Genomic DNA, 18,961 nt, shown 5'->3' with positions numbered 1-18,961 from the left:
CTACTCATGAGCTACTCTACTTTCAACAGAAAGCGTTTTGATAGCATGAAAGAACCCATGTTTTTCGGGGAAAATGTTAATGTTGCTCGTTATGATCAACAAAAACACCCAATATTCGAAAAGCTCATTGAAAAGCAATTGTCTTTCTTTTGGAGACCTGAAGAAGTTGATCTCTCATCAGACCGCAAAGACTTTCAAAGATTAGAAGAACACGAGCAGCACATTTTTTTAAGTAATTTAAAATATCAAACCCTATTAGACAGTGTTCAAGGCCGCTCCCCAAATGTGGCTTTATTGCCAATAGTGTCTCTACCTGAATTAGAAACCTGGATAGAAACTTGGGCTTTCAGTGAAACCATTCATAGTCGCTCCTATACTCATATTATTCGTAATATAGTAAACGATCCAACCGTTGTTTTTGATGATATTACGGTTAATGAAGAAATTACTCGACGTGCAGACAGTGTATCAAAATACTATGACCGCTTAATTGAGATGGTGAACCTATATAACACTCTAGGAGTAGGTACCCACACTATTTCGGGACGTGGCGATATCGTTATCAGCATGAAAGAGCTAAAAAAAGCACTGTATTTAACCATAGCGTCAGTTAATGTACTTGAAGCCATTCGCTTTTATGTCAGTTTTGCTTGCAGCTTTGCTTTTGCAGAGCGGACACTAATGGAAGGCAATGCGAAAATCATTAAATTAATTGCCCGTGATGAAGCTCTGCATTTAACTGGCACTCAACATATGTTGAACATAATGGCGAATGGACGCGATGATCCAGAGATGGCAATTATTGCGAATGAGTGCAAAGACGATGTGATCCATATCTTTAAAGAAGCAGCTGAGCAAGAAAAGGACTGGTCTCGCTATTTATTTAAAGATGGCTCAATGATCGGGCTCAATGCACAAATTTTAAGTCAGTATGTGGATTACATTACCAATATGCGCATGCAAGCGATTGGCTTAGAACCTTGCTTTGAAACAAAAAGTAATCCGATTCCCTGGATTAACTCTTGGTTAGTCAGCGACAATGTTCAGGTAGCTCCCCAAGAAGCAGAAATAAGTTCTTATTTAGTCGGGCAGATTAACAATGATCTAGGCGAGTCAGATTTCGATGACTTTGACCTCTAACTCACAGAGCAATGACGACCAAGAAACCATTCTTCATAGAGTATTATGGGGGGAAAAACAACTTTTGGTCAGTGAACATGAACCGCTACTGCCTCAGCTTGAAAGAGCTGGGGTCTTTGTGGAATATCAATGTAGAGAAGGCTATTGCAGTTCCTGCTCTTTAAAGCTCATAAGAGGTCATGTCATCTATCCAACTGAGCCCTTAGCATGGGTTCAAAGTGGTTATTTACTTGCTTGTTGCGCCATTGTCAAAAGTGATATTGAAATTGCTTTTTTCAACAATTGATAGCTCAAGGACTTATTTCAAGGTTCTATAACCTGCATATAATCGAGTGCAAGTAGTAATCCAACATATTGTTCCAAAGAGCCAAGCGGCAATGGCAAAATGGTTAGGAAACAAGCAGATAAAAATATAGAACCCTATTGTTTCCGCGCCCTCAGCAAGCCCTCCGATATAAAACAGTGATTTGCTACCGTAATCTAATGATCTAATTTCCCTCTTCTCAGCCATAATAGCAAAAGCCAAAAAGCTACTACCAGTTCCCATAAAAGAAAACACTAGAAATGCGGCCGCTACCGCATTATTTACAGGATCAGCCAATGCAAAACCAAAAATGACAGCCGAATAAAAAATAAAATCCAATGTAATGTCAAGATACCCCCCAAATCTGTGGGCTGCTTTAATCTCGCTATTGCACCATCTAAACCATCCATAAAACGATTCAGCAAAATAAATAATAAAGCCAAGGCATAAAATCCATAACTCAATGCAGGTAGCGCTAGCATACCAATTACAAATCCAAACATGGTCGTTTGATTCGCTGTAATACCCACTTGTACAGCAAGTGTGGCAACCTTTGTTAATGGATTTCGTAAATGCCTAATAAAATATTTGTCTAACATGTAAAACAGTCTTTATAGAAAAGGATGAAACTTGATACACTGTGAATTTATTATCCACAGATACACAATTATGATTCATGCAAAACAATACGGTCAAACGGGCAACCATCTAATTATTCTTCATGGGCTCTTTGGTAATAGCGATAACTGGCATTCAATCGCGCAAAAGCTAGGAGAGCACTTTCAAGTACACTGTTTAGACCTTCCCAATCATGGAGAGTCCTCTGCACTTAAAGAAGCCAGCTATTTTAATATGGCAAAAGCCATCATTAGCTGGATGGATCAAAATGCTATTACCCAATCCTATCTGCTTGGACACTCAATGGGCGGAAAAGTTGCAATGCAAATTGCATCTAATTCACCTGAACGCATTATCGGCTTAATCGTGGCGGATATTTCACCAGTTAATTATAAGCCAAGCCACTTAGAGATATTTACCGGGCTTAAATCTATAAATCTAAAGACAATCACCAGTCGCTCAGATGCGGATACACAGCTAGCTAAATACGTTACAGATATAAATATTAGACGCTTCTTAATGAAAAATCTTACCAAAAAAGCAGGACAATTTATTTGGAGAGTAGAACTAGACCCTCTTTATGACAACTATCAAACCATTCTAGAAAAACCAGCTTTAGTCCATCCCTATACAAAGCCAACCTTATTTATTAAGGGCGAGCTATCTGATTATATAGAAGCTGAACATAGAGACGCCATTCTACAGTACTTTCCAGATGCAAACGTAAAAGTTATTCAAGGTACAGGTCATTGGTTACATGCTGAAAAACCAATCCCATTTACCTCATTAATCAAGCGCTTTTGCGCAACCGTATTCGGGGCATAAACCAAAATTGTTCTCTAAATACTTTTCTGATGGCAAAACCAAACCAAAGGAACGTACGAGATAAGGATTAAAGACAATTTTTAAGTTAGGCGGGTATAAAGGAGAAATAATCTTATATGGATTACCCTGAAGTTGTATCAAGATACCTGCAAGCGACTTTATTTGCTCTTCTGCATCTGAGTAGATGGCAAACAAGGCCCCTGCTTTCACAAAGTTATTTGATGGCCCTACCATTATTTTTCGCTGACGAAAAAACAATCGCAGCACATCTTGGATAATTTGAGGCTGATACAATTCTGAATCAATAATAGAAAAAATCACATCTGCATTCATAACCGTATGATTCATTATCTTAATAATAGAATTGCGATCGCTTGGGGTTGGGCTAAACACAAAATTTAAATCATGAAATCTTGCCTGTTCTTGATAATACGCCTCATCTAAATTAAGGCGATTACTATAAACAAGCCCCAAACGACTTATATTTGGCAGAATGTATTTCAACACCTCCAACCTCAAAGACAAATCAGCACCTGAAAACACGGCGGTTGATTTAGAGTTGCAAGCCTTAGAGGTTGATAAGTATTCTTCTTTCCCAATAAGAATCGCAATCAGTATCTTGTCCGGATGTGCATCACACACAACTCTAAATGCACTCAAACCAACCGCGACAACAATCATAGGTAAACTGTTTCTATCACGTTGACGATATTCAATCGTACTGATGGATTCCATACCCGTTAAATCAGAATACACACCAATTTTATTAATAATGACATTCCCTGCATTAAAATTTTCTTCATGGACAAGCACAACACTTGCATTAGCAACTGCAGCAAAAAAGCTAAACACCAATGCCAGAAGAAATTGTTTCACCATTCATCCATAAAGTGACGATTAAAACTTAAAGCTTGCAAACCCATAATAAAATTGATCATTTAGGTATAGGTTGTTTTTGACTAAAAAAGGATTGTCATCCAAACGTTTTTCAACCCCAACACCAAAACTGATCGACTTATAATAGCTTAGAGGAAAATCTCCAGATATCCATAGATTTATATTCTTATAATCATAGCTCCCTAATTCTTTAGCATACAAATACCGGCCATTTAGCCTCATACGAGATGATATCGGAGCACTAACAAGCAAAGATAAGCTTAACGGAGACGTTGTATCAATCAGCTTTTGTTCATCAGTTTGTGTATCTTGATAAGCATAAGTTAAACGCGCTAAGATATCATCTTGAGATCGCCAATCCGCTTCAAACTCCACCCCCTCAATAACAAGATCAACAATATCACCCTCTTCAATCACCGAGTCTCCTATGCCTCCAAACCCTTTATTACTGATCACCAGATCTTTCATTCGGTCTTGGAAGACTCGCAAATCATAGGTTATTCCATATTGTGGTATTGAATGAAAATAGCCTACTTCATAACTGGTTATTGTTTCTTCACTCTCTCCATCTTGAGCATACGTAACACCAGATTGCTCACCTGAGATTAAATGAATATTCCAACGGGCATATTGATCAAAAATATCTGGCGTTCTAATCGCTCGTGATGCATTCACACGAACAGATTGATTTGCATTAAGAAGTTTCGTTATGCCAAACTTAGGAGAAAAATACATATCATCAATTTTACTGGATTCAAGCATCCCTCCCGTATTTATTATCCAGCTGTCACTTAATGTATATTCTAAATTTGAAGAAATTCGACCCAGTTCATCACTTTGCTTGCCCTGAAAATACGATTGAGAATCCACCTTGTCATAACGATAATTAAAGGCCGTAACTATCTTTATATTATCATAAAGCTCTAAACGACTTTGCAACTCAATATCCTGACGAGTTTCAACGAGATCATTATAGTAAGCCGAGCTCACTACTGCTTCAGAGGATCTTGTATTAAAAATAATTTCATAAGGGTTTACTTGATACGTATCTCCCCTGATATCAATTTTCGTTATCGTATTTGGAATAGAAACAAAGCGCTTCTCCATAGAATCCGATTTTTCATAGTAATAATGCATGCTAATTTCATGCTTAAGCGATAATTGCTTTGTCCAATCGACTTTAAAGTACCCCCTCTCCACATCTTCTGAAGGTGGCTTACTTTCAAAAGCTGACTCCTCAAGTTCTTTTTTTGTGGTGCTGTGAGCCTCTCCAAAATCTATCTCAAATTGTTGGTTATGTTGCTCATGCAAAATATAAACATTCGCAATTTGCGTATCATACCCATCATGCCTGTCTGTATTTGAAGCATCTACATCAAAACCGTCAACGTTTTTCGAGGCTATCGATGCCCTGTAGCTCCACGGACCACTTAGATCACTATATTGAGCATAAAGGCTATTATCGCCTCTCTTATCTATATAGGCGCTGACTGTTCCACCTAACGTATCTTGAGGCGCTCTGGTAATAATATTAATAACAGCAAAAAAAGAGTTCGCGCCATAACTTGCCGCATTTGGCCCTCTATTCACCTCAACCCGTTCAACATCTTCAATACTAAGTGGCAAGCTGGCCCACTCTACCCGCGCCAGTCCAGAACTATACACAGAGCGCCCATTGACCAACACTTGAATGCGACGGTATTTGTCCAATTGAGTACCATGATAAGCCACAACCACTTCACCAGAGTCACGATATGGAGCGACAAAGAAACCAGGAACAAACTGCATCAGCTCCTCCACACTTCTGGCTCCAGAACGTTGAATAAAACTACGATCTAAAACCGAGACAGAAGAGGAAATTTCTTTTCTCGATTGATAAATTTTTGAAGGAGTGACAACTTGATTTAGTTCTTCACCAAAAACGCCAATCGCTACTTGATTATCTTGTGCATGCAAATCTGAATAGCCAAGACCTAAAACACAGACTAAAACAAGAGTATTATTTTTTTTCATAGTTTTTTTATACTTCTATAATCGTCAGCTAAATACGTACCTAACATGCGAATGTCTTCCGAAAAAAAACGCAACTCTTCCAATGCAAGCTGCATTTCGGGTGTTTGAAAGTGAGATTCCACATCGATATAAAATTGTGTGGCGGTAAAATGACCATTTACCATATAACTTTCTAACTTCAGCAGGTTGATTCCATTCGTTGCAAAACCTCCCATTGCTTTATATAAAGCAGCTGGCACATTACGAACTCGAAACATAAATGAGGTTATATAGGTTTTTGTTGGGTCAAAAATAGGTAATTTATGCTGCTTTGCGAAAACCAGGAAACGCGTAGTATTGCCCTTTGTATCATTAAATTCTGACTGCAATATCTTTAAATTATATAATTCAGCGGCCAACTCAGAAGAAATAACCCCCAAATTTGCATCTTGAGACTCAGATAAAAACTTAGCCGCTCCGGCCGTATCGTACATAGCCACATTTTTAGCACCTAGCGACTTAATATTATTATCACATTGCGCTAATGCTTGAGGATGACTACCTATCTTTTTAATATCACTCAACTCGCTTCCATGACACCCTATAAGACAATGATTTACGGGTTCAAAGTGCTCTTTTATCACATATAATTGAGTTTTTTTTAACTCTCGGTAAATTTCTTCTACTCGGCCTGCAGTGGAGTTTTCCACTGGAATCATAGCTAGCGTGGCCTCACCTTTTTCAACCATTTGCATGGCATCAACAAAGGTAGCACAATGCACTGAGGTTAAATTTGGGAATGTATGTTTGCAAGCAAGATGGGAATACGCACCAGGCTCTCCCTGGTATGCAACAATACTCGCAGAATTAAGAGAAGAATAAATCGTCGGCATAGTTCATCCTTAAATACAAATCTGCACACCATAACAAAATACCAAAATCAGCACCAGCATAGGGTGAATAAATACGCATAAAGGTTGGCTAAAATAGACTACAATATAGAAAAATAAGGTAACTCGTTTATGTTTAAAAAAGCCACACTCATCTTAGTAAAAGGATATCAATATACAATAAGCCCCTTACTTGGAAATAACTGCCGTTTTTACCCAAGTTGCTCCGAGTATATGATTGATGCAATTGAGATTCATGGATCTGTAAAGGGAATAGGACTGGGATTAAAGCGCTTATCTAAATGCCATCCATTTCATGAGGGAGGATTAGACCCTGTCCCTAAAAAAAACACGTCAAGTGAGCTGTAATTTCAGTTCACTGGCAATGAGAACAGCTTGCGTACGATTATTTATTTCTAACTTCCTAAAGATAGCAGTGATATGCGCTTTGATTGTCGCTTCAGAGATATCTAATTCATAAGCAATTTGCTTATTTAATAATCCTTCATGTAAATAGCACAAAACTCGATACTGCTGAGGCGTCAATTCAGAGACTTTCTGCATAAGAGTCAGGTCAGATTGCGGTAATTCATTAATCTGCTCCATCAGCGGCTCTGGCAACCACACGTCTCCCTGAAGAATACTATTCACAGCATCTGCAATCACATTAGGTTGGCTGGTTTTAGGGATAAACCCTAGAGCACCGGCATCCAAAGCTTTGGCAATAATCCCTATGTCGTCCGTACCAGATATAATAACCACAGGAATATCAGGAAAAGCCTTGCGAATACGAATCAACCCATAAAGGTCATTACTCCCTGGCATATGCAAATCCAGTAGCAATAAATCCAAATCCGAATAAGAGCCTAATAATTGAATTGTTTCTTCTATATCCTGGCTCTCAAAAAGCGTTATTCCTGGAAACTCAATTTGCAGGGCGCTTTTTAAAGCGCCCCTAAACAAAGGGTGATCATCAGCAATCAATAATGAGATCACACAAATACCTCGACATGAATAGACATCATACGTTTAAACGGTTTTCAATAAGTTCATCCACTACAGCTGGATCGGCCAGTGTGCTGGTATCACCTAACTGGTCATGCTCGTTAGCCGCTATTTTTCGCAGGATACGTCGCATAATTTTACCTGAACGGGTCTTCGGCAGCCCTTTAATCGTCCATTGAATTAAATCAGGAGAAGCGATTGCACCAACTTCATCACGAACAAATTGCCTTACTTCTTTAGTCAGCTCATCCGTTACAGTAACACCATCAATTGGAGTAACATAAACGTAAATGCCTTGACCTTTTATATCATGAGGATAGCCAACAATAGCCGCTTCAGCGACAGAAGGATGAGCAACAAGCGCACTTTCGATTTCAGCTGTTCCTAGTCGATGCCCTGAAACATTAAGCACATCATCAACTCGACCAGTAATCCAATAATAGCCATCTGCATCGCGGCGAGCACCGTCTCCGGTAAAATACATACCATCAAAAGTACTAAAGTATGTTTGTTCAAAACGCGCATGATCACCATACACTGAACGAGCTTGTCCTGGCCAAGAGTCTAACAATACTAAACTGCCTTCAGCCTCACCAACACCGTCAATAATATTACCCTCAGTATCGACCAACGCAGGCTGAACACCAAATAATGGACCTGTACATGATCCAGGTTTCATATCTAAGCCGCCGACTCTAGGACTCATCATAATACCGCCAGTTTCAGTCTGCCACCACGTATCAACGATTGGACAGCGCTCTTCACCAACCGTTGAATAATACCACCACCAAGCTTCAGGATTGATCGGCTCACCAACACTTCCAAGCACTCTTAGAGATTGGCGATTAGAACTGGAAACAGGCTCATCGCCTTTTGCCATCAATGCTCTGATTGCAGTAGGAGCTGTATATAATATAGACACTTTATATTTGTCGACGATGCGACCAACACGCCCACAATCAGGATACGTAGGCACACCTTCAAACAGAATACTCGTTACACCATTAGCTAATGGTCCATACACCATATAAGAATGGCCGGTAATCCAGCCAACATCTGCCGCACACCAGTACACATCGTCATTTTTTAAATCAAATACCACTTCATGCGTCAATGAGGCGTATACCATATAACCACCAACAGTGTGCACGACTCCTTTTGGAGTCCCCGTTGAACCTGAAGTATACAGAATAAAAAGAGGGTCCTCAGCGTTCATCGGCTCAGGTGTACATTCTTTACTCTGGGAGGAAACTAAATCAACCCAATTTACATCAACGGATTCATTCCAACCAACATCACGGCCTGTACAAGGAAACACGATCACTTTTTCAACAGAAGGACAAGCGCCCTCTTCAAGCGCATGATCAACGGTCTTTTTCAAAGGAATAACACGACCAGCTCGTTTCCCTTCATCGGCCGTTAAAACAACTTTAACAGTACAATCATTTAGACGACCTGCAATGGCATGAGCAGAAAAGCCACCAAAAATCACGGAGTGAATAGCACCAATACGGGCACAAGCGAGCATCGCATGAACAGCTTGAGGTATCATAGGCATGTAAATAGCAACTCGATCGCCCTTACCTACACCAAGAGACTTTAGACCGTTTGCTAACCTTGCCACATCATCATGTAGCTCCTGATACGTAACAGCATAGCCTTCACCCTCTTCGTCACCTTCCCAATAATAGGCCACTTTCTCAGCCTTCTCTGAAAGGTGTCGGTCGGTGCAATTATAAGACGCATTTAATACTCCATCTTCAAACCAACGTATGTCGACATTGTTTTTATCAAAACGCGTATTTTTGACCGATGTATAAGGTGAAATCCAATCAAGTCTTTTTCCTACCTGTCCCCAAAAAGCGTTTGGGTTTTCCAGAGATTCCTTATAAAGAGCTTGAAATTTTGATTGTTCAATATTGGCCTGACTTTGCACATCGTGCGGTAAAGAAATCGAGGATAGCTCCATTCATAAGCTCCTATTTATTAAATTTATTATTAAGGCGTTTCTCTACTATATATACCTCAGAAAAAGGAGATATTACACTTTAGTCTTAACCCTTATGATGAAAACTCAGCTTCAAAACGGCCAGCTTTAACAAAAAACGGTAATTTTATGGTTTTTTTCTGTAAAGGGTCGCCCCACAACTTAAGCATTTCATTCCATGCATCTTCTATAAATTGATCACCATCCGATTCTATCAAGAGGGTAGTTGCTGACCAAGAACGGATATATTCAAAAACCCGGTACATGCTCCAATTTTGAGTCAACTCAAATTTAGGTACGTCCATCATAGTTAATGGGAAGCGAATGTCCTTATATTCTCGCCATAAACTTTTACTCTCACTTTTCCAATAAGGTTGAAGCTTTTTTAATATATACCGATCCATCACATCATCTTCATGTTCACCAAGGCGAATCCAATTGTAGCCCCAACACGCAAACAACCCTCCTGGCTTCATCACTCTTTCCAGTTCTACCCAAAAGGAATCTAAATCAAACCAATGCAATGCGTGTGCGACACACACGACATCGAAACTGTTGTCTTTAAAGGGCGTAATTTCAGAAGGGCAGACATGGTAATTAATCTTTCTATTTGGCGTCGCTTCAGCCACCTGAGATTCACTAATATCCGATGCTTCTACGCATTCAAAGTAAGCAGCAAGATCCACTGATGCTTGTCCCGTGCCGCAGGCAGAATCCCAGACTAAAGAATGCCCAGGGGCCTGCTTCGACAGCCAAAAATACAACTCGGCAGGATAAGTTGGTCGAGCTTTAGAATACATATCTGAAGCCGTATTAAAATATGATCTCATTCACCTACCCCTCCTCTCAAAAAATGTTTAACCGCAGCACATTACCAGTTGTTCGATAACTATGACAACGCATAGACGATTCTATAAGCTAAAAATACTTCGCAAACTCTTTAACATCGTAAAAATCATACAACATTATATTGCTGTAGTATTCTCTGTGCTTCTTTTATGCCTTTTACTTGATGGGCGACAATGCCTATTTTCTTTGCAGCCTCAACATTGACTAAATTATCATCAACAAAGAGTATATCCCTAGGCTCTACACCTAATGCTGATACGACTTTTAAATAAATTTCTTCATCGGGTTTTACACACCCCATCTGATGAGAGGCAAAATAACTTTGAAAAGCACCGCCTAACTTCATATCAGACATCAATATTGGCCAATGGGCCTCATTCGTATTCGATAAAATGGCTTTATGGTATTTAGGTTTCACACGACTAACCAATGACAAAGCACCGTCAAAGAGCCCTTTTGGCCAGCGAGAAAAGCGTCTCTTGAAATCCTCTCTGCTTCCTAATGAGGGCACTTCAGCTATCATTCCTGTAGCAAATATATCAAAAGAAATCTCCCCAGAATCAAAACGCTTTACTAAAGGAGATTGTAACCACTTAAGCCATATTTCAGCCTCGTCACCAGATGCATTCAGCATAGAATTCAGTTCACTTCTATCACCAAGGTCGACCAATACATTACCTAAATCAAACAAGATGACTTTTATTGCTTCTGAATGGTTCATGTCTATTTCCTAACTGGCAATATTTTGCTTATGAAAAAGTATTTTTTTGATAAAAGACATGTATAAGCAATGAATTCCGTCCTATCTGATAAGCCATTTTTTGCCTACTGATCAATTCGATCTATAAGCAAATTATGACCTAGAATAAGATAACAGTCTCTCACAAAAAAACAAGTCATTGTAAATCAACAACTTAAAAAAATAGGCACAATAATTGTACTGTATTTAAGTGACATTACCTAACTAGGAGAAAAATAAAATGAAATTGGGCTTAGTCGCAAAAACACTTATCACGACAACAACTGCTGCAGCAATCACGCTATCAACAGCACAGTTACAAGCAGCTGACCAACGTAATTACATTATGGCAACGGCTTCAACAGGCGGAACTTACTATCCCGTTGGCGTTGCCATTGCCACTTTAAGTAAGGTTAAACTTGAGCCTAAGCATGGCATATCTATTTCAGCCATCAGCTCAGCAGGTTCTGGCGAAAACATTAAATTGTTACGTGAAAATCAAGCACAATTCGCTATATTACAAGGTTTATATGGTGCTTGGGCTTGGAATGGTGAAGGTCCTCTTGAGTCTTCAGGTAAACAAGAAAACCTTCGCTCTGTAAGCATGCTATGGCAGAACGTTGAACACTTTGTACTTAAAAGTGACTTAGTTAAAACAGGTACCGTTGATGATTTAAAAGCATTACAAAACGGTAACAACAAGTTCTCAATTGGTAAAAAGAATTCTGGCACTGAAGGCTCTGGCCGTCAATTATTGACAGGCCTTGGCATTAATGCCGATGACTTTAGCCTAGCGTACATGGGGTATGGTGCCAGTGCTGATGCCATGCAGAATGGTAATATTGACGGCATGAATACACCCGCTGGCGTTCCTGTAAGTGCAATCACTCGTGCTTACGCATCAATGGGTGATGAAGTAAGGGTATTAGACTTTACTGACGAGCAAATGAAAGCGGCAAACGGTGATTACACCTTGTGGACTCGTTATGTTATTCCTGCGAACACCTATCCAGGACAAACTAAACCTATCAATACGGTTGCTCAGCCTAACTTCTTAGCGGCAAGAGCGGATCTGTCTGATGAAGATATATACCTACTTACTAAATCAATTTATGAAAACTTAGGCTATTTGAGTGCTATTCATAAAGCGACAAGTGTAATGGCAATTGAAAAAGCCATTGATGGACTTCCAATGCCTTTGCACCCTGGTGCAGCACGCTATTACCGCGAGCAAGGTATTCAAATCCCTGATCACCTAATCGCTAAGTAAATCACTCTCGCGTTACTTGCGCCTAGTAATATTAACCACGAGGTATTCAATTTAATTGAATACACCGATTTATTCTTGCTAGGCGCTCTATTTGATTCTCTTTTGTTTATATAGGTAGTTGCTCTATGAACTCGTCAACTAGCCAAACAGATACGTCCCAACCAGATTTAAAAGATTTCGAGACGGCACACCGTTCTCAAGTTGGTGTCACTCGTTTTGTTTTTGCGTTTTCCATTTTTCTTGCTATCGCGCATATTTATATTAATACCATTGGCACTTTGCCAGAATTGTGGGTGTCTGCATTCCACTTTTCAGGCTTTGGTATTTTATGCGCGTTATTGATTCCTGCTCACCCTTCATTATTAAAAAGCAAAACCGCTTTAATCATTGATACTCTAATGATTATTGCTTTAGCGGGCGTGACCCTCTACATCGTTTTCTTTGAAGATGCTCTATATGCACGAGGTGTCACTTTTGATACAGGAGATTGGATTGCCTCAACTGTCGCCATTCTGCTGGCATTAGAGTTAATCCGCCGAACCAGTGGCTGGTTTATACCCACTTTAATCATCGTTGCGTTGACCTATGTCGTTTTATGGGGGCAATGGATTGGTGGAACCTTCTCCTTTCCCGGACTTAGCGTTGAAACGCTACTTTACCGAAGCTATTTCAGCACAGATGGTATGTTTGGCTCCATTTCAAGAATATCTTGGAGCTTTGTTTTCATGTTTATCCTGTTTGGCGCTTTTCTTGTTAAGTCCGGTGCCGGCGACTTTATTATTGATTTATCTCGATCGTTAGCAAGCAAAATGATTGGTGGACCGGGATTTGTTGCAGTACTTGGTTCAGGTTTAATGGGATCAGTCTCTGGCTCTTCTGTTGCTAATACGGTTTCTACTGGAGTTATCACTATTCCGCTTATGAGAAAAGCGGGCTTCCCCGCCCGATTTTCAGCGGGCATTGAAGCCGCCGCATCCACTGGTGGGCAACTCATGCCTCCAGTAATGGGGGCTGGCGCATTCATTATGGCATCCTATACCCAAGTATCTTATGTCACTATTATCAGTGTGGCCGCAATTCCTGCTCTTTTGTATTTCTTAAGCGTGGGCTTCTTTGTACGAGTAGAAGCGAAACGAAGCAAGGTTATTGCTGTTGAAGACGATGGTCCAACAGTGAAGGAGGTCTTTAAGTCAGGTTGGCACCATATTGTTCCTCTTGCTGTTCTGGTGACATTACTCGTTCAAGGATTTACTCCAACGTATGCAGCCGGTATCAGTATTCTAGCCGTGATTTTTTCTTCTTGGCTTTCCAGACATCATCGTATGAATGCCATGGATATTCTTGATGCTATGGTTCAGGGCGCTAAAAACATGTCAACTACGGCGGTTTTGTTGGTTGGTATTGGTCTAGTTGTCAATGTCATTAGTACGACAGGAGTGGGTAATACCTTCTCTCTCATGATTACGGGCTGGGCTGATGGCAGCTTGATCTTTACCTTAATACTGATTGCTCTCGCTTCATTGATTTTAGGAATGGGCTTACCTGTTACCGCGTCTTATATTGTACTCGGCACCTTGTCAGCACCCGCTTTATACAACTTAATCGCGGAAAGCCAGTTGATTGAAATTATGGCAAGCGGAGCATTACCAGAAGCGGCCAAAGCCGTCTTTATGCTTGTTGACCCCGAGTCCCTCTCCAAATTAGCGGTAGGAATGTCAGCGGATGAAGCGGCCCTACTGCTTTCACAGGTCCCATCTGATTTTAAGGGCATGTTATTGGATCAATCTCTTGGCGCTGAAACCATTGCCATGATTCTAGTAACAGCTCATATGATTATCTTCTGGTTATCTCAGGACAGTAATGTCACTCCGCCCGTTTGCTTAACGGCTTTTGCTGCCGCTGCTATTGCAAAAACACCACCAATGAGAACAGGCTTAACCGCATGGAAACTTGCTAAAGGTCTATATATCATTCCTTTATTGATGGCTTATACTCCTCTAGTCGGTGGCAGTTTTGAAGAGATGGTAAGACTGACTATTTTTGGAATCATCGGGCTTTATGCTTTTGTTGCCGTGATGGAAGGGTACCTTGAAGATGAGTTAAATCTTCTATCCAGAGGGTTATTGCTAATTGCCACAATCGCCTTATTATGGCCTGGAATTCACTTTGTTTGGCAACTTATTGGAGCCGCTTTATTCTTTGCTATTTTCCTAAAAGGCTTTAAGAGCTATCCTCAAACGTCCGCATGAACATCCGTATAGTACAAGGTAACTAAACAAAAAAGCGCTAAAGAGTGAAATACGTTTTCCTCTTTAGCGCTTTTTTATAGATCCACCCTCAGTAGTAATAAGGTACTGCACCCAGCAATATTGGCACCTCTTAACGATACCTTCTAATACATAACGACTAGGTTATGTCTTCTGCTAAAAAGCCGCCGGTTTGGTGGTTCCACAATTTTGAATACACTCCACCCAGTTTAACCAGTTCATCATGGGTACCTTGCTCCAGCATTTCTCCTTGATCTAACACAATTAACCTATCCATAGCAGCAATCGTTGATAAGCGATGGGCAATTGCTATTACCGTTTTATTCTCCATCAGTTGATATAGGCTTGCTTGAATCGCGGCTTCCACTTCAGAGTCTAATGCGGAAGTGGCTTCATCCAGAATTAACAGAGGCGCATTTTTAAGCAGCACCCGTGCAATCGCTACTCTCTGGCGTTGCCCCCCAGACAGTTTAACTCCGCGCTCTCCTACCATGGCATCATAACCTTTATTACCAAACGGGTCGGTTAATTCTAAAATAAACTCATGGGCTTCCGCTTGCTTTGCCGCATGAATCATCTCTTCTTCTGTTGCATCAGGCTTACCATATAGAAGGTTCTCCCTGACCGTTCTGTGTAATAATGATGTATCTTGAGTCACCATGCCGATTTGAGCTCTTAAACTGTCTTGAGTAACATCATTAACATTCTGCCCATCAATTAAAATTTGACCCGATTCAACTTCATGAAAGCGCATAAGAAGATTGACTAAAGTAGATTTTCCGGCACCAGAACGACCGACCAGACCGACTTTCTCTCCAGGTTTTATGTTTAAATTAAAACGCTCAATGACCCCAGAGCCTTTACCGTAATGAAAGCCAATATCTCGATATTCAATTCGACCATCATCAACAACCAAATCCGGTGCTTCTACTTTATCTTGAATAGTAAGTGGCTTGGAAAGTGTTTTCATACCATCCGCCACCATTCCAATATTTTCGAACAGGGCACTAATTTCCCACATAATCCATTGGGACATACCGTTTAACCTTAATGCCAAGCTGACTGCGATAGCAATAGAGCCCACACTAATAGCACTACCTAGCCACAACGAAATAGCTAATGCCGCCATTACAAATGCCAAGAGATAATTGCAAATTTGTACACTTACATTTATTCCTGTTACTAAACGCATTTGAGCATAGACCGTTTGCAGGAAGCCATCCATGCTATCTTTAGCGTAATCCGCTTCTCGCGAGGTATGCGCAAACAATTTCACTGTGGCAATATTAGTGTAACTATCAACAATTCGTCCCGCCATGGTTGATCGTGCATCAGCTTGCGCAGTTGATATTTTTTTGAGTTTCGGCACAAAATACATTTGAATTCCAATGTATGCCATCAACCACACCAGCATAGGTAACATCATTCTAAAGTCTGATTGAGCAATCAGAACTAACATAGAAATGAAATACACTAAAATATATACCAATACATCTAATAGTTTCATCACAGTTTCACGGACAGCCAATGATGTTTGCATCACTTTAGTCGACACACGACCTGCAAAATCGTCTTGGAAAAAGGTAATGCTTTGCTTCAGCAAATAACGATGTGCTAGCCAGCGAATACCCATTGGATAATTTCCAAGCAAAGTCTGGTGTACTAACGCAGAATGAAAAAACGTCAACACAGGCATAGCAACCAAGACCATGGCTCCCATTAGAAAAAGACGAGTCCCCTCCTCTTCCAAAAAAGTCTCTGGGTCCTTTGAAATTAACCAATCCACCAGCTGCCCCATGAATCCAAATAAGGTCACTTCCAATATAGCGATCAATGCCGTCAATATTGACATGATTACCAAAGGTAAACCGACTCCTTTAGAGAAGTGCAAACAAAACGCGAATAAACTACTCGGTGCCGCAATGGGGTCTTTATCTGGATAAGCGGGAATGAGTCGCTCAAAAAAGTTAAACATGAATCTACCTTGTTTCAAATGGACCTAAATAGAAGAGTCTGCGTTATCGGCAAGTCTCTTAATAGATAAACTATAAAATGGATATTAATGGATGAAATTCTAACATGAAAAATTAAGCTAAAAGATGTAAATAATTCTTAGTTACTAACTTTTAAGCTCACATCCCCATACTGAATCAGAAAACACTTCTCTCCTTAAAGGGTCATCTGCTGTCTAGGCGCTAGTTTAGTCCATTTCGGTAAATAAAATCACATACTTCATATTTTCTCTTTGATTTCAGCAACATTTGCACATTTCCCTTACACTCAGTAAAGAGAGTTTCTATATAATACACACCACTTAAAAAATCGAGCCGATTATGAAACTGACTCTTCCTACAATTTTGATTTTAGGCATGCTCAGTGGTTTAACACCATTAGCAATAGATACCTACCTTCCATCTATTCCTACTATAGCTAAAAGCTTAGATTCCGATATCAACCTAATTCAGTTAACACTGAGTATTTACTTGATTATTTTTGCGGCATTCCAAATCATATTCGGACCAATCTCTGATGCCTACGGGCGAAAAAAAGTCATCACCTTTGGCTTAATACTCTTTTTTCTTGGTAGCATTCTCTGTGCTGTTTCTAGAGATTATGAATGGTTGTTAGCAGGTAGAGCCCTGCAGGCTTTCGGAGGAGCCGCCGTCGCTGTGTGTGTTTCAGCCTTGGTAAGGGATGCTTTTTCAGCTGAAGATTTCGTAAAAGCCATGTCCTATATCATGCTAGTAATGGCAATTGCACCACTCATCGCCCCAATATTAGGGGGTATCATTTTAATTGCCTTTGATTGGCATTACATCTTTATTTTTTTAGCTCTTATGGCCTGTATCACCTTCATTTTGTTTCATAAAAATATACCGGAAACACTCTCTCAGGAAAAAAGAAAACCTCTTTCTTTTAGAAAAGCATTAACAACATATTGGGAGCTATTAAATAACCCCGGTGTTTTTAGCCACATAGTCTCTGGCTCACTCCATTTTAGTGGCATGATGTGTTTTATCACCGCATCTTCATTTGTTTATATCGAGTTGTACGGCGTTGACGAAGCTAACTATGGTTTCTTATTTGCACTCAATATCATTGGGATGATGTTTTTTACAACCATAAATAGTCAATTAGTTGGGCGAATTGGCATTCGAAAAATGGCATCTTCAGGCATGATCGTACTGCTAATAGCCTCTATCATATTAGCAGTACTCGCTTTCTCAGCGACTCCATCTCTTGTGGTTATCATTGTTGCCTGCATCTTTTATATTGGAACCATAGGGGTTTTGGGAAGCACTTTAGTCGCTGGGGCCCTTAGTCATGCAGAAAATAACAACGGCAGTGTCACAGCGCTAGCAGGGACAACTCGCTTTGCCGCGGGAGCATTGAGTGGCACTTTAGTTAGCGTTTTACATAACGGTACTGTAACGCCAATGCTCGTTATCATGGCGACCGTAGGCATACTGTCCTTTATTTCTTTTTGGTTTATCGCTAGAAATATACCCATGCCGATCACTTCTGGCGACGGCTAGCCCAACACACGCTCAATTTTATTCATCATTTTCATTTATTAAGGTCGAACTATGTTAACAACTGATTCTTTAATTGAATTACTAAAATCCAATCCAGAGCAAGTATCGTTCAATCAATCAATATCAACAATCGATAAAGAGTACGATTTTGTAGAAACTAAATTTGTAAACGGCTCCCAGATAAATGAAGCCGGTAAAAATAACGGATCATGTAAAATACTTGCCTTCGCAATGTTAAATCAATTAAGTCAGCAAGAAACGCTACACTTGTTCGGAGACTACTATCGTAAGGATGTATTAGAGCATCCACTTGAGCAAGATCATCAAAACATACGTCAATTTATTGAAGGTGGTTGGGATGCAGTTCAATTTGAAGCGATTGCATTAACACCAAAACCCTAATATGAATTAGATGTTAGCTTGGCACTCGGGAAAAGGCGAAAGTATTCTTGACGCCTTTCCTCTGTGCGACCTAATGCAGCTTCAATTTCTTCTTTAGAAAACTCATGCCAGTGTAATATTTCATTTAGATTACGAAAGCACCCCATACAAACGTCTTTTTCATCTAAACAGCAACGCCTAACACAAGACGTCTTTTGTATTGCCAAAACAACTCTCCCCATCGTTTTCGAATAATTAACA

The 18,961-nt window shown here is 40.1% G+C and carries 19 protein-coding genes; 8 read left to right on the top strand and 11 right to left on the bottom strand.

Annotation, left to right across the window (positions count from 1 at the left end; translation table 11 throughout):
- Window positions 1–6 precede the first annotated feature (6 nt).
- Both nrdB and yfaE read left to right on the top strand, forming a co-directional pair.
- Window positions 7–1,140, top strand: a complete 1,134-nt coding sequence (gene nrdB / locus O1D97_RS14845) for a class Ia ribonucleoside-diphosphate reductase subunit beta (RefSeq protein ID WP_269126824.1) — start codon at window positions 7–9, stop codon at window positions 1,138–1,140.
- Window positions 1,124–1,426 carry a class I ribonucleotide reductase maintenance protein YfaE gene (gene yfaE / locus O1D97_RS14840; RefSeq protein WP_269126822.1) on the top strand — a complete coding sequence of 101 codons (303 nt, stop codon included), beginning with the start codon at window positions 1,124–1,126 and terminating at the stop codon, window positions 1,424–1,426. The genes nrdB and yfaE overlap by 17 nt, the downstream gene beginning before the upstream one ends.
- A gap of 12 nt (window positions 1,427–1,438) precedes the next feature.
- Here the strand turns inward: yfaE and O1D97_RS19665 are convergent, their stop codons facing one another.
- A complete protein-coding gene (locus O1D97_RS19665; protein ID WP_330221496.1) occupies window positions 1,439–1,741 on the bottom strand; it encodes a hypothetical protein in 303 nt (100 codons plus the stop codon).
- Complete coding sequence (locus tag O1D97_RS19660; RefSeq protein ID WP_330221495.1) at window positions 1,726–2,043, bottom strand: CDP-alcohol phosphatidyltransferase family protein; 318 nt, start codon at window positions 2,041–2,043, stop codon at window positions 1,726–1,728. The genes O1D97_RS19665 and O1D97_RS19660 overlap by 16 nt, the downstream gene beginning before the upstream one ends.
- A 70-nt stretch (window positions 2,044–2,113) precedes the next feature.
- Here O1D97_RS19660 and O1D97_RS14830 point away from each other — a divergent pair, with 70 nt between their 5' ends.
- The gene (locus O1D97_RS14830; protein ID WP_269126820.1) at window positions 2,114–2,887 is read left to right on the top strand and encodes an alpha/beta fold hydrolase; all 774 of its coding nucleotides are present in this window, start codon (window positions 2,114–2,116) and stop codon (window positions 2,885–2,887) included.
- Here the strand turns inward: O1D97_RS14830 and O1D97_RS14825 are convergent.
- From O1D97_RS14825 to O1D97_RS14815, 3 genes are read right to left on the bottom strand one after another with little or no spacing between them, the layout of a single operon-like run.
- Window positions 2,849–3,763 carry a hypothetical protein gene (locus O1D97_RS14825; RefSeq protein WP_269126819.1) on the bottom strand — a complete coding sequence of 305 codons (915 nt, stop codon included), beginning with the start codon at window positions 3,761–3,763 and terminating at the stop codon, window positions 2,849–2,851. The genes O1D97_RS14830 and O1D97_RS14825 overlap by 39 nt on opposite strands.
- Before the next feature lie 21 nt (window positions 3,764–3,784).
- Window positions 3,785–5,797: a TonB-dependent receptor plug domain-containing protein gene (locus tag O1D97_RS14820; protein WP_269126817.1), complete on the bottom strand. Its 2,013-nt coding sequence runs from the start codon at window positions 5,795–5,797 to the stop codon at window positions 3,785–3,787.
- The gene (locus O1D97_RS14815; RefSeq protein WP_269126815.1) at window positions 5,794–6,669 is read right to left on the bottom strand and encodes a prephenate dehydratase; all 876 of its coding nucleotides are present in this window, start codon (window positions 6,667–6,669) and stop codon (window positions 5,794–5,796) included. Before O1D97_RS14815 ends, O1D97_RS14820 begins: the two co-directional genes overlap by 4 nt.
- 129 nt (window positions 6,670–6,798) lie before the next feature.
- Between O1D97_RS14815 and yidD the strand changes: the two genes are divergently transcribed.
- Window positions 6,799–7,035 carry a membrane protein insertion efficiency factor YidD gene (gene yidD / locus O1D97_RS14810; RefSeq protein ID WP_269126813.1) on the top strand — a complete coding sequence of 79 codons (237 nt, stop codon included), beginning with the start codon at window positions 6,799–6,801 and terminating at the stop codon, window positions 7,033–7,035.
- Here yidD and O1D97_RS14805 read toward each other — a convergent pair.
- From O1D97_RS14805 to O1D97_RS14790, 4 genes are all read right to left on the bottom strand, one after another.
- Window positions 7,021–7,662, bottom strand: a complete 642-nt coding sequence (locus tag O1D97_RS14805) for a response regulator transcription factor (RefSeq protein WP_269126811.1) — start codon at window positions 7,660–7,662, stop codon at window positions 7,021–7,023. The two genes, yidD and O1D97_RS14805, sit on opposite strands and share 15 nt — an antisense overlap.
- Before the next feature lie 25 nt (window positions 7,663–7,687).
- Complete coding sequence (gene acs, locus O1D97_RS14800) at window positions 7,688–9,640, bottom strand: acetate--CoA ligase (RefSeq protein WP_269126809.1); 1,953 nt, start codon at window positions 9,638–9,640, stop codon at window positions 7,688–7,690.
- Window positions 9,641–9,732: 92 nt separating this feature from the next.
- Window positions 9,733–10,488 carry a class I SAM-dependent methyltransferase gene (locus O1D97_RS14795; protein WP_269126807.1) on the bottom strand — a complete coding sequence of 252 codons (756 nt, stop codon included), beginning with the start codon at window positions 10,486–10,488 and terminating at the stop codon, window positions 9,733–9,735.
- A gap of 125 nt (window positions 10,489–10,613) precedes the next feature.
- Window positions 10,614–11,228 (bottom strand): HAD family hydrolase, encoded by a 615-nt coding sequence (locus O1D97_RS14790; protein ID WP_269126805.1) that lies wholly within the window; start codon window positions 11,226–11,228, stop codon window positions 10,614–10,616.
- Window positions 11,229–11,487: 259 nt separating this feature from the next.
- On the opposite strand from O1D97_RS14790, the gene O1D97_RS14785 reads away from it, so the two are divergent.
- The gene (locus O1D97_RS14785) at window positions 11,488–12,516 is read left to right on the top strand and encodes a TAXI family TRAP transporter solute-binding subunit (RefSeq protein ID WP_269126804.1); all 1,029 of its coding nucleotides are present in this window, start codon (window positions 11,488–11,490) and stop codon (window positions 12,514–12,516) included.
- 125 nt (window positions 12,517–12,641) lie between these two features.
- Window positions 12,642–14,765: a TRAP transporter permease gene (locus tag O1D97_RS14780; protein WP_269126803.1), complete on the top strand. Its 2,124-nt coding sequence runs from the start codon at window positions 12,642–12,644 to the stop codon at window positions 14,763–14,765.
- Window positions 14,766–14,922: 157 nt separating this feature from the next.
- Here the strand turns inward: O1D97_RS14780 and O1D97_RS14775 are convergent, their stop codons facing one another.
- Window positions 14,923–16,758, bottom strand: a complete 1,836-nt coding sequence (locus tag O1D97_RS14775) for an ABC transporter ATP-binding protein (RefSeq protein WP_269126801.1) — start codon at window positions 16,756–16,758, stop codon at window positions 14,923–14,925.
- A gap of 358 nt (window positions 16,759–17,116) precedes the next feature.
- Between O1D97_RS14775 and O1D97_RS14770 the strand changes: the two genes are divergently transcribed.
- Together O1D97_RS14770 and O1D97_RS14765 are read left to right on the top strand one after the other, a co-directional pair.
- On the top strand, window positions 17,117–18,319 hold the full coding sequence (locus tag O1D97_RS14770) for a Bcr/CflA family multidrug efflux MFS transporter (protein ID WP_269126799.1): 1,203 nt from the start codon (window positions 17,117–17,119) through the stop codon (window positions 18,317–18,319).
- A 51-nt stretch (window positions 18,320–18,370) separates the two neighbouring features.
- The gene (locus O1D97_RS14765) at window positions 18,371–18,721 is read left to right on the top strand and encodes a HopJ type III effector protein (RefSeq protein WP_269126797.1); all 351 of its coding nucleotides are present in this window, start codon (window positions 18,371–18,373) and stop codon (window positions 18,719–18,721) included.
- Here the strand turns inward: O1D97_RS14765 and O1D97_RS14760 are convergent.
- Window positions 18,718–18,927, bottom strand: coding sequence for a DUF1289 domain-containing protein (locus O1D97_RS14760; RefSeq protein ID WP_269126795.1), 210 nt, complete (start codon window positions 18,925–18,927; stop codon window positions 18,718–18,720). The genes O1D97_RS14765 and O1D97_RS14760 overlap by 4 nt on opposite strands.
- Window positions 18,928–18,961 lie beyond the last annotated feature (34 nt).

Origin of the sequence: Marinomonas phaeophyticola (assembly GCF_026966905.1) — a bacterium.
Taxonomy (GTDB): Bacteria; Pseudomonadota; Gammaproteobacteria; order Pseudomonadales; family Marinomonadaceae; genus Marinomonas; species Marinomonas phaeophyticola.
This window is presented reverse-complemented; position numbering and strand designations above follow the sequence as displayed.

What these genes read in the sequence shown, in the direction of transcription:
- O1D97_RS14770 (WP_269126799.1), top strand. Translation starts at nt 17,117, where the DNA reads ATGAAACTGACTCTTCCTACAATTTTGATTTTAGGCATGCTCAGTGGT.
- O1D97_RS14765 (WP_269126797.1), top strand. Translation starts at nt 18,371, where the DNA reads ATGTTAACAACTGATTCTTTAATTGAATTACTAAAATCCAATCCAGAG.
- O1D97_RS14820 (WP_269126817.1), bottom strand. Translation starts at nt 5,797, where the DNA reads ATGAAAAAAAATAATACTCTTGTTTTAGTCTGTGTTTTAGGTCTTGGC.
- O1D97_RS14785 (WP_269126804.1), top strand. Translation starts at nt 11,488, where the DNA reads ATGAAATTGGGCTTAGTCGCAAAAACACTTATCACGACAACAACTGCT.
- yidD (WP_269126813.1), top strand. Translation starts at nt 6,799, where the DNA reads ATGTTTAAAAAAGCCACACTCATCTTAGTAAAAGGATATCAATATACA.
- O1D97_RS14815 (WP_269126815.1), bottom strand. Translation starts at nt 6,669, where the DNA reads ATGCCGACGATTTATTCTTCTCTTAATTCTGCGAGTATTGTTGCATAC.
- yfaE (WP_269126822.1), top strand. Translation starts at nt 1,124, where the DNA reads ATGACTTTGACCTCTAACTCACAGAGCAATGACGACCAAGAAACCATT.
- O1D97_RS14780 (WP_269126803.1), top strand. Translation starts at nt 12,642, where the DNA reads ATGAACTCGTCAACTAGCCAAACAGATACGTCCCAACCAGATTTAAAA.
- O1D97_RS19660 (WP_330221495.1), bottom strand. Translation starts at nt 2,043, where the DNA reads ATGTTAGACAAATATTTTATTAGGCATTTACGAAATCCATTAACAAAG.
- nrdB (WP_269126824.1), top strand. Translation starts at nt 7, where the DNA reads ATGAGCTACTCTACTTTCAACAGAAAGCGTTTTGATAGCATGAAAGAA.
- acs (WP_269126809.1), bottom strand. Translation starts at nt 9,640, where the DNA reads ATGGAGCTATCCTCGATTTCTTTACCGCACGATGTGCAAAGTCAGGCC.
- O1D97_RS14830 (WP_269126820.1), top strand. Translation starts at nt 2,114, where the DNA reads ATGATTCATGCAAAACAATACGGTCAAACGGGCAACCATCTAATTATT.
- O1D97_RS14795 (WP_269126807.1), bottom strand. Translation starts at nt 10,488, where the DNA reads ATGAGATCATATTTTAATACGGCTTCAGATATGTATTCTAAAGCTCGA.
- O1D97_RS14775 (WP_269126801.1), bottom strand. Translation starts at nt 16,758, where the DNA reads ATGTTTAACTTTTTTGAGCGACTCATTCCCGCTTATCCAGATAAAGAC.
- O1D97_RS14790 (WP_269126805.1), bottom strand. Translation starts at nt 11,228, where the DNA reads ATGAACCATTCAGAAGCAATAAAAGTCATCTTGTTTGATTTAGGTAAT.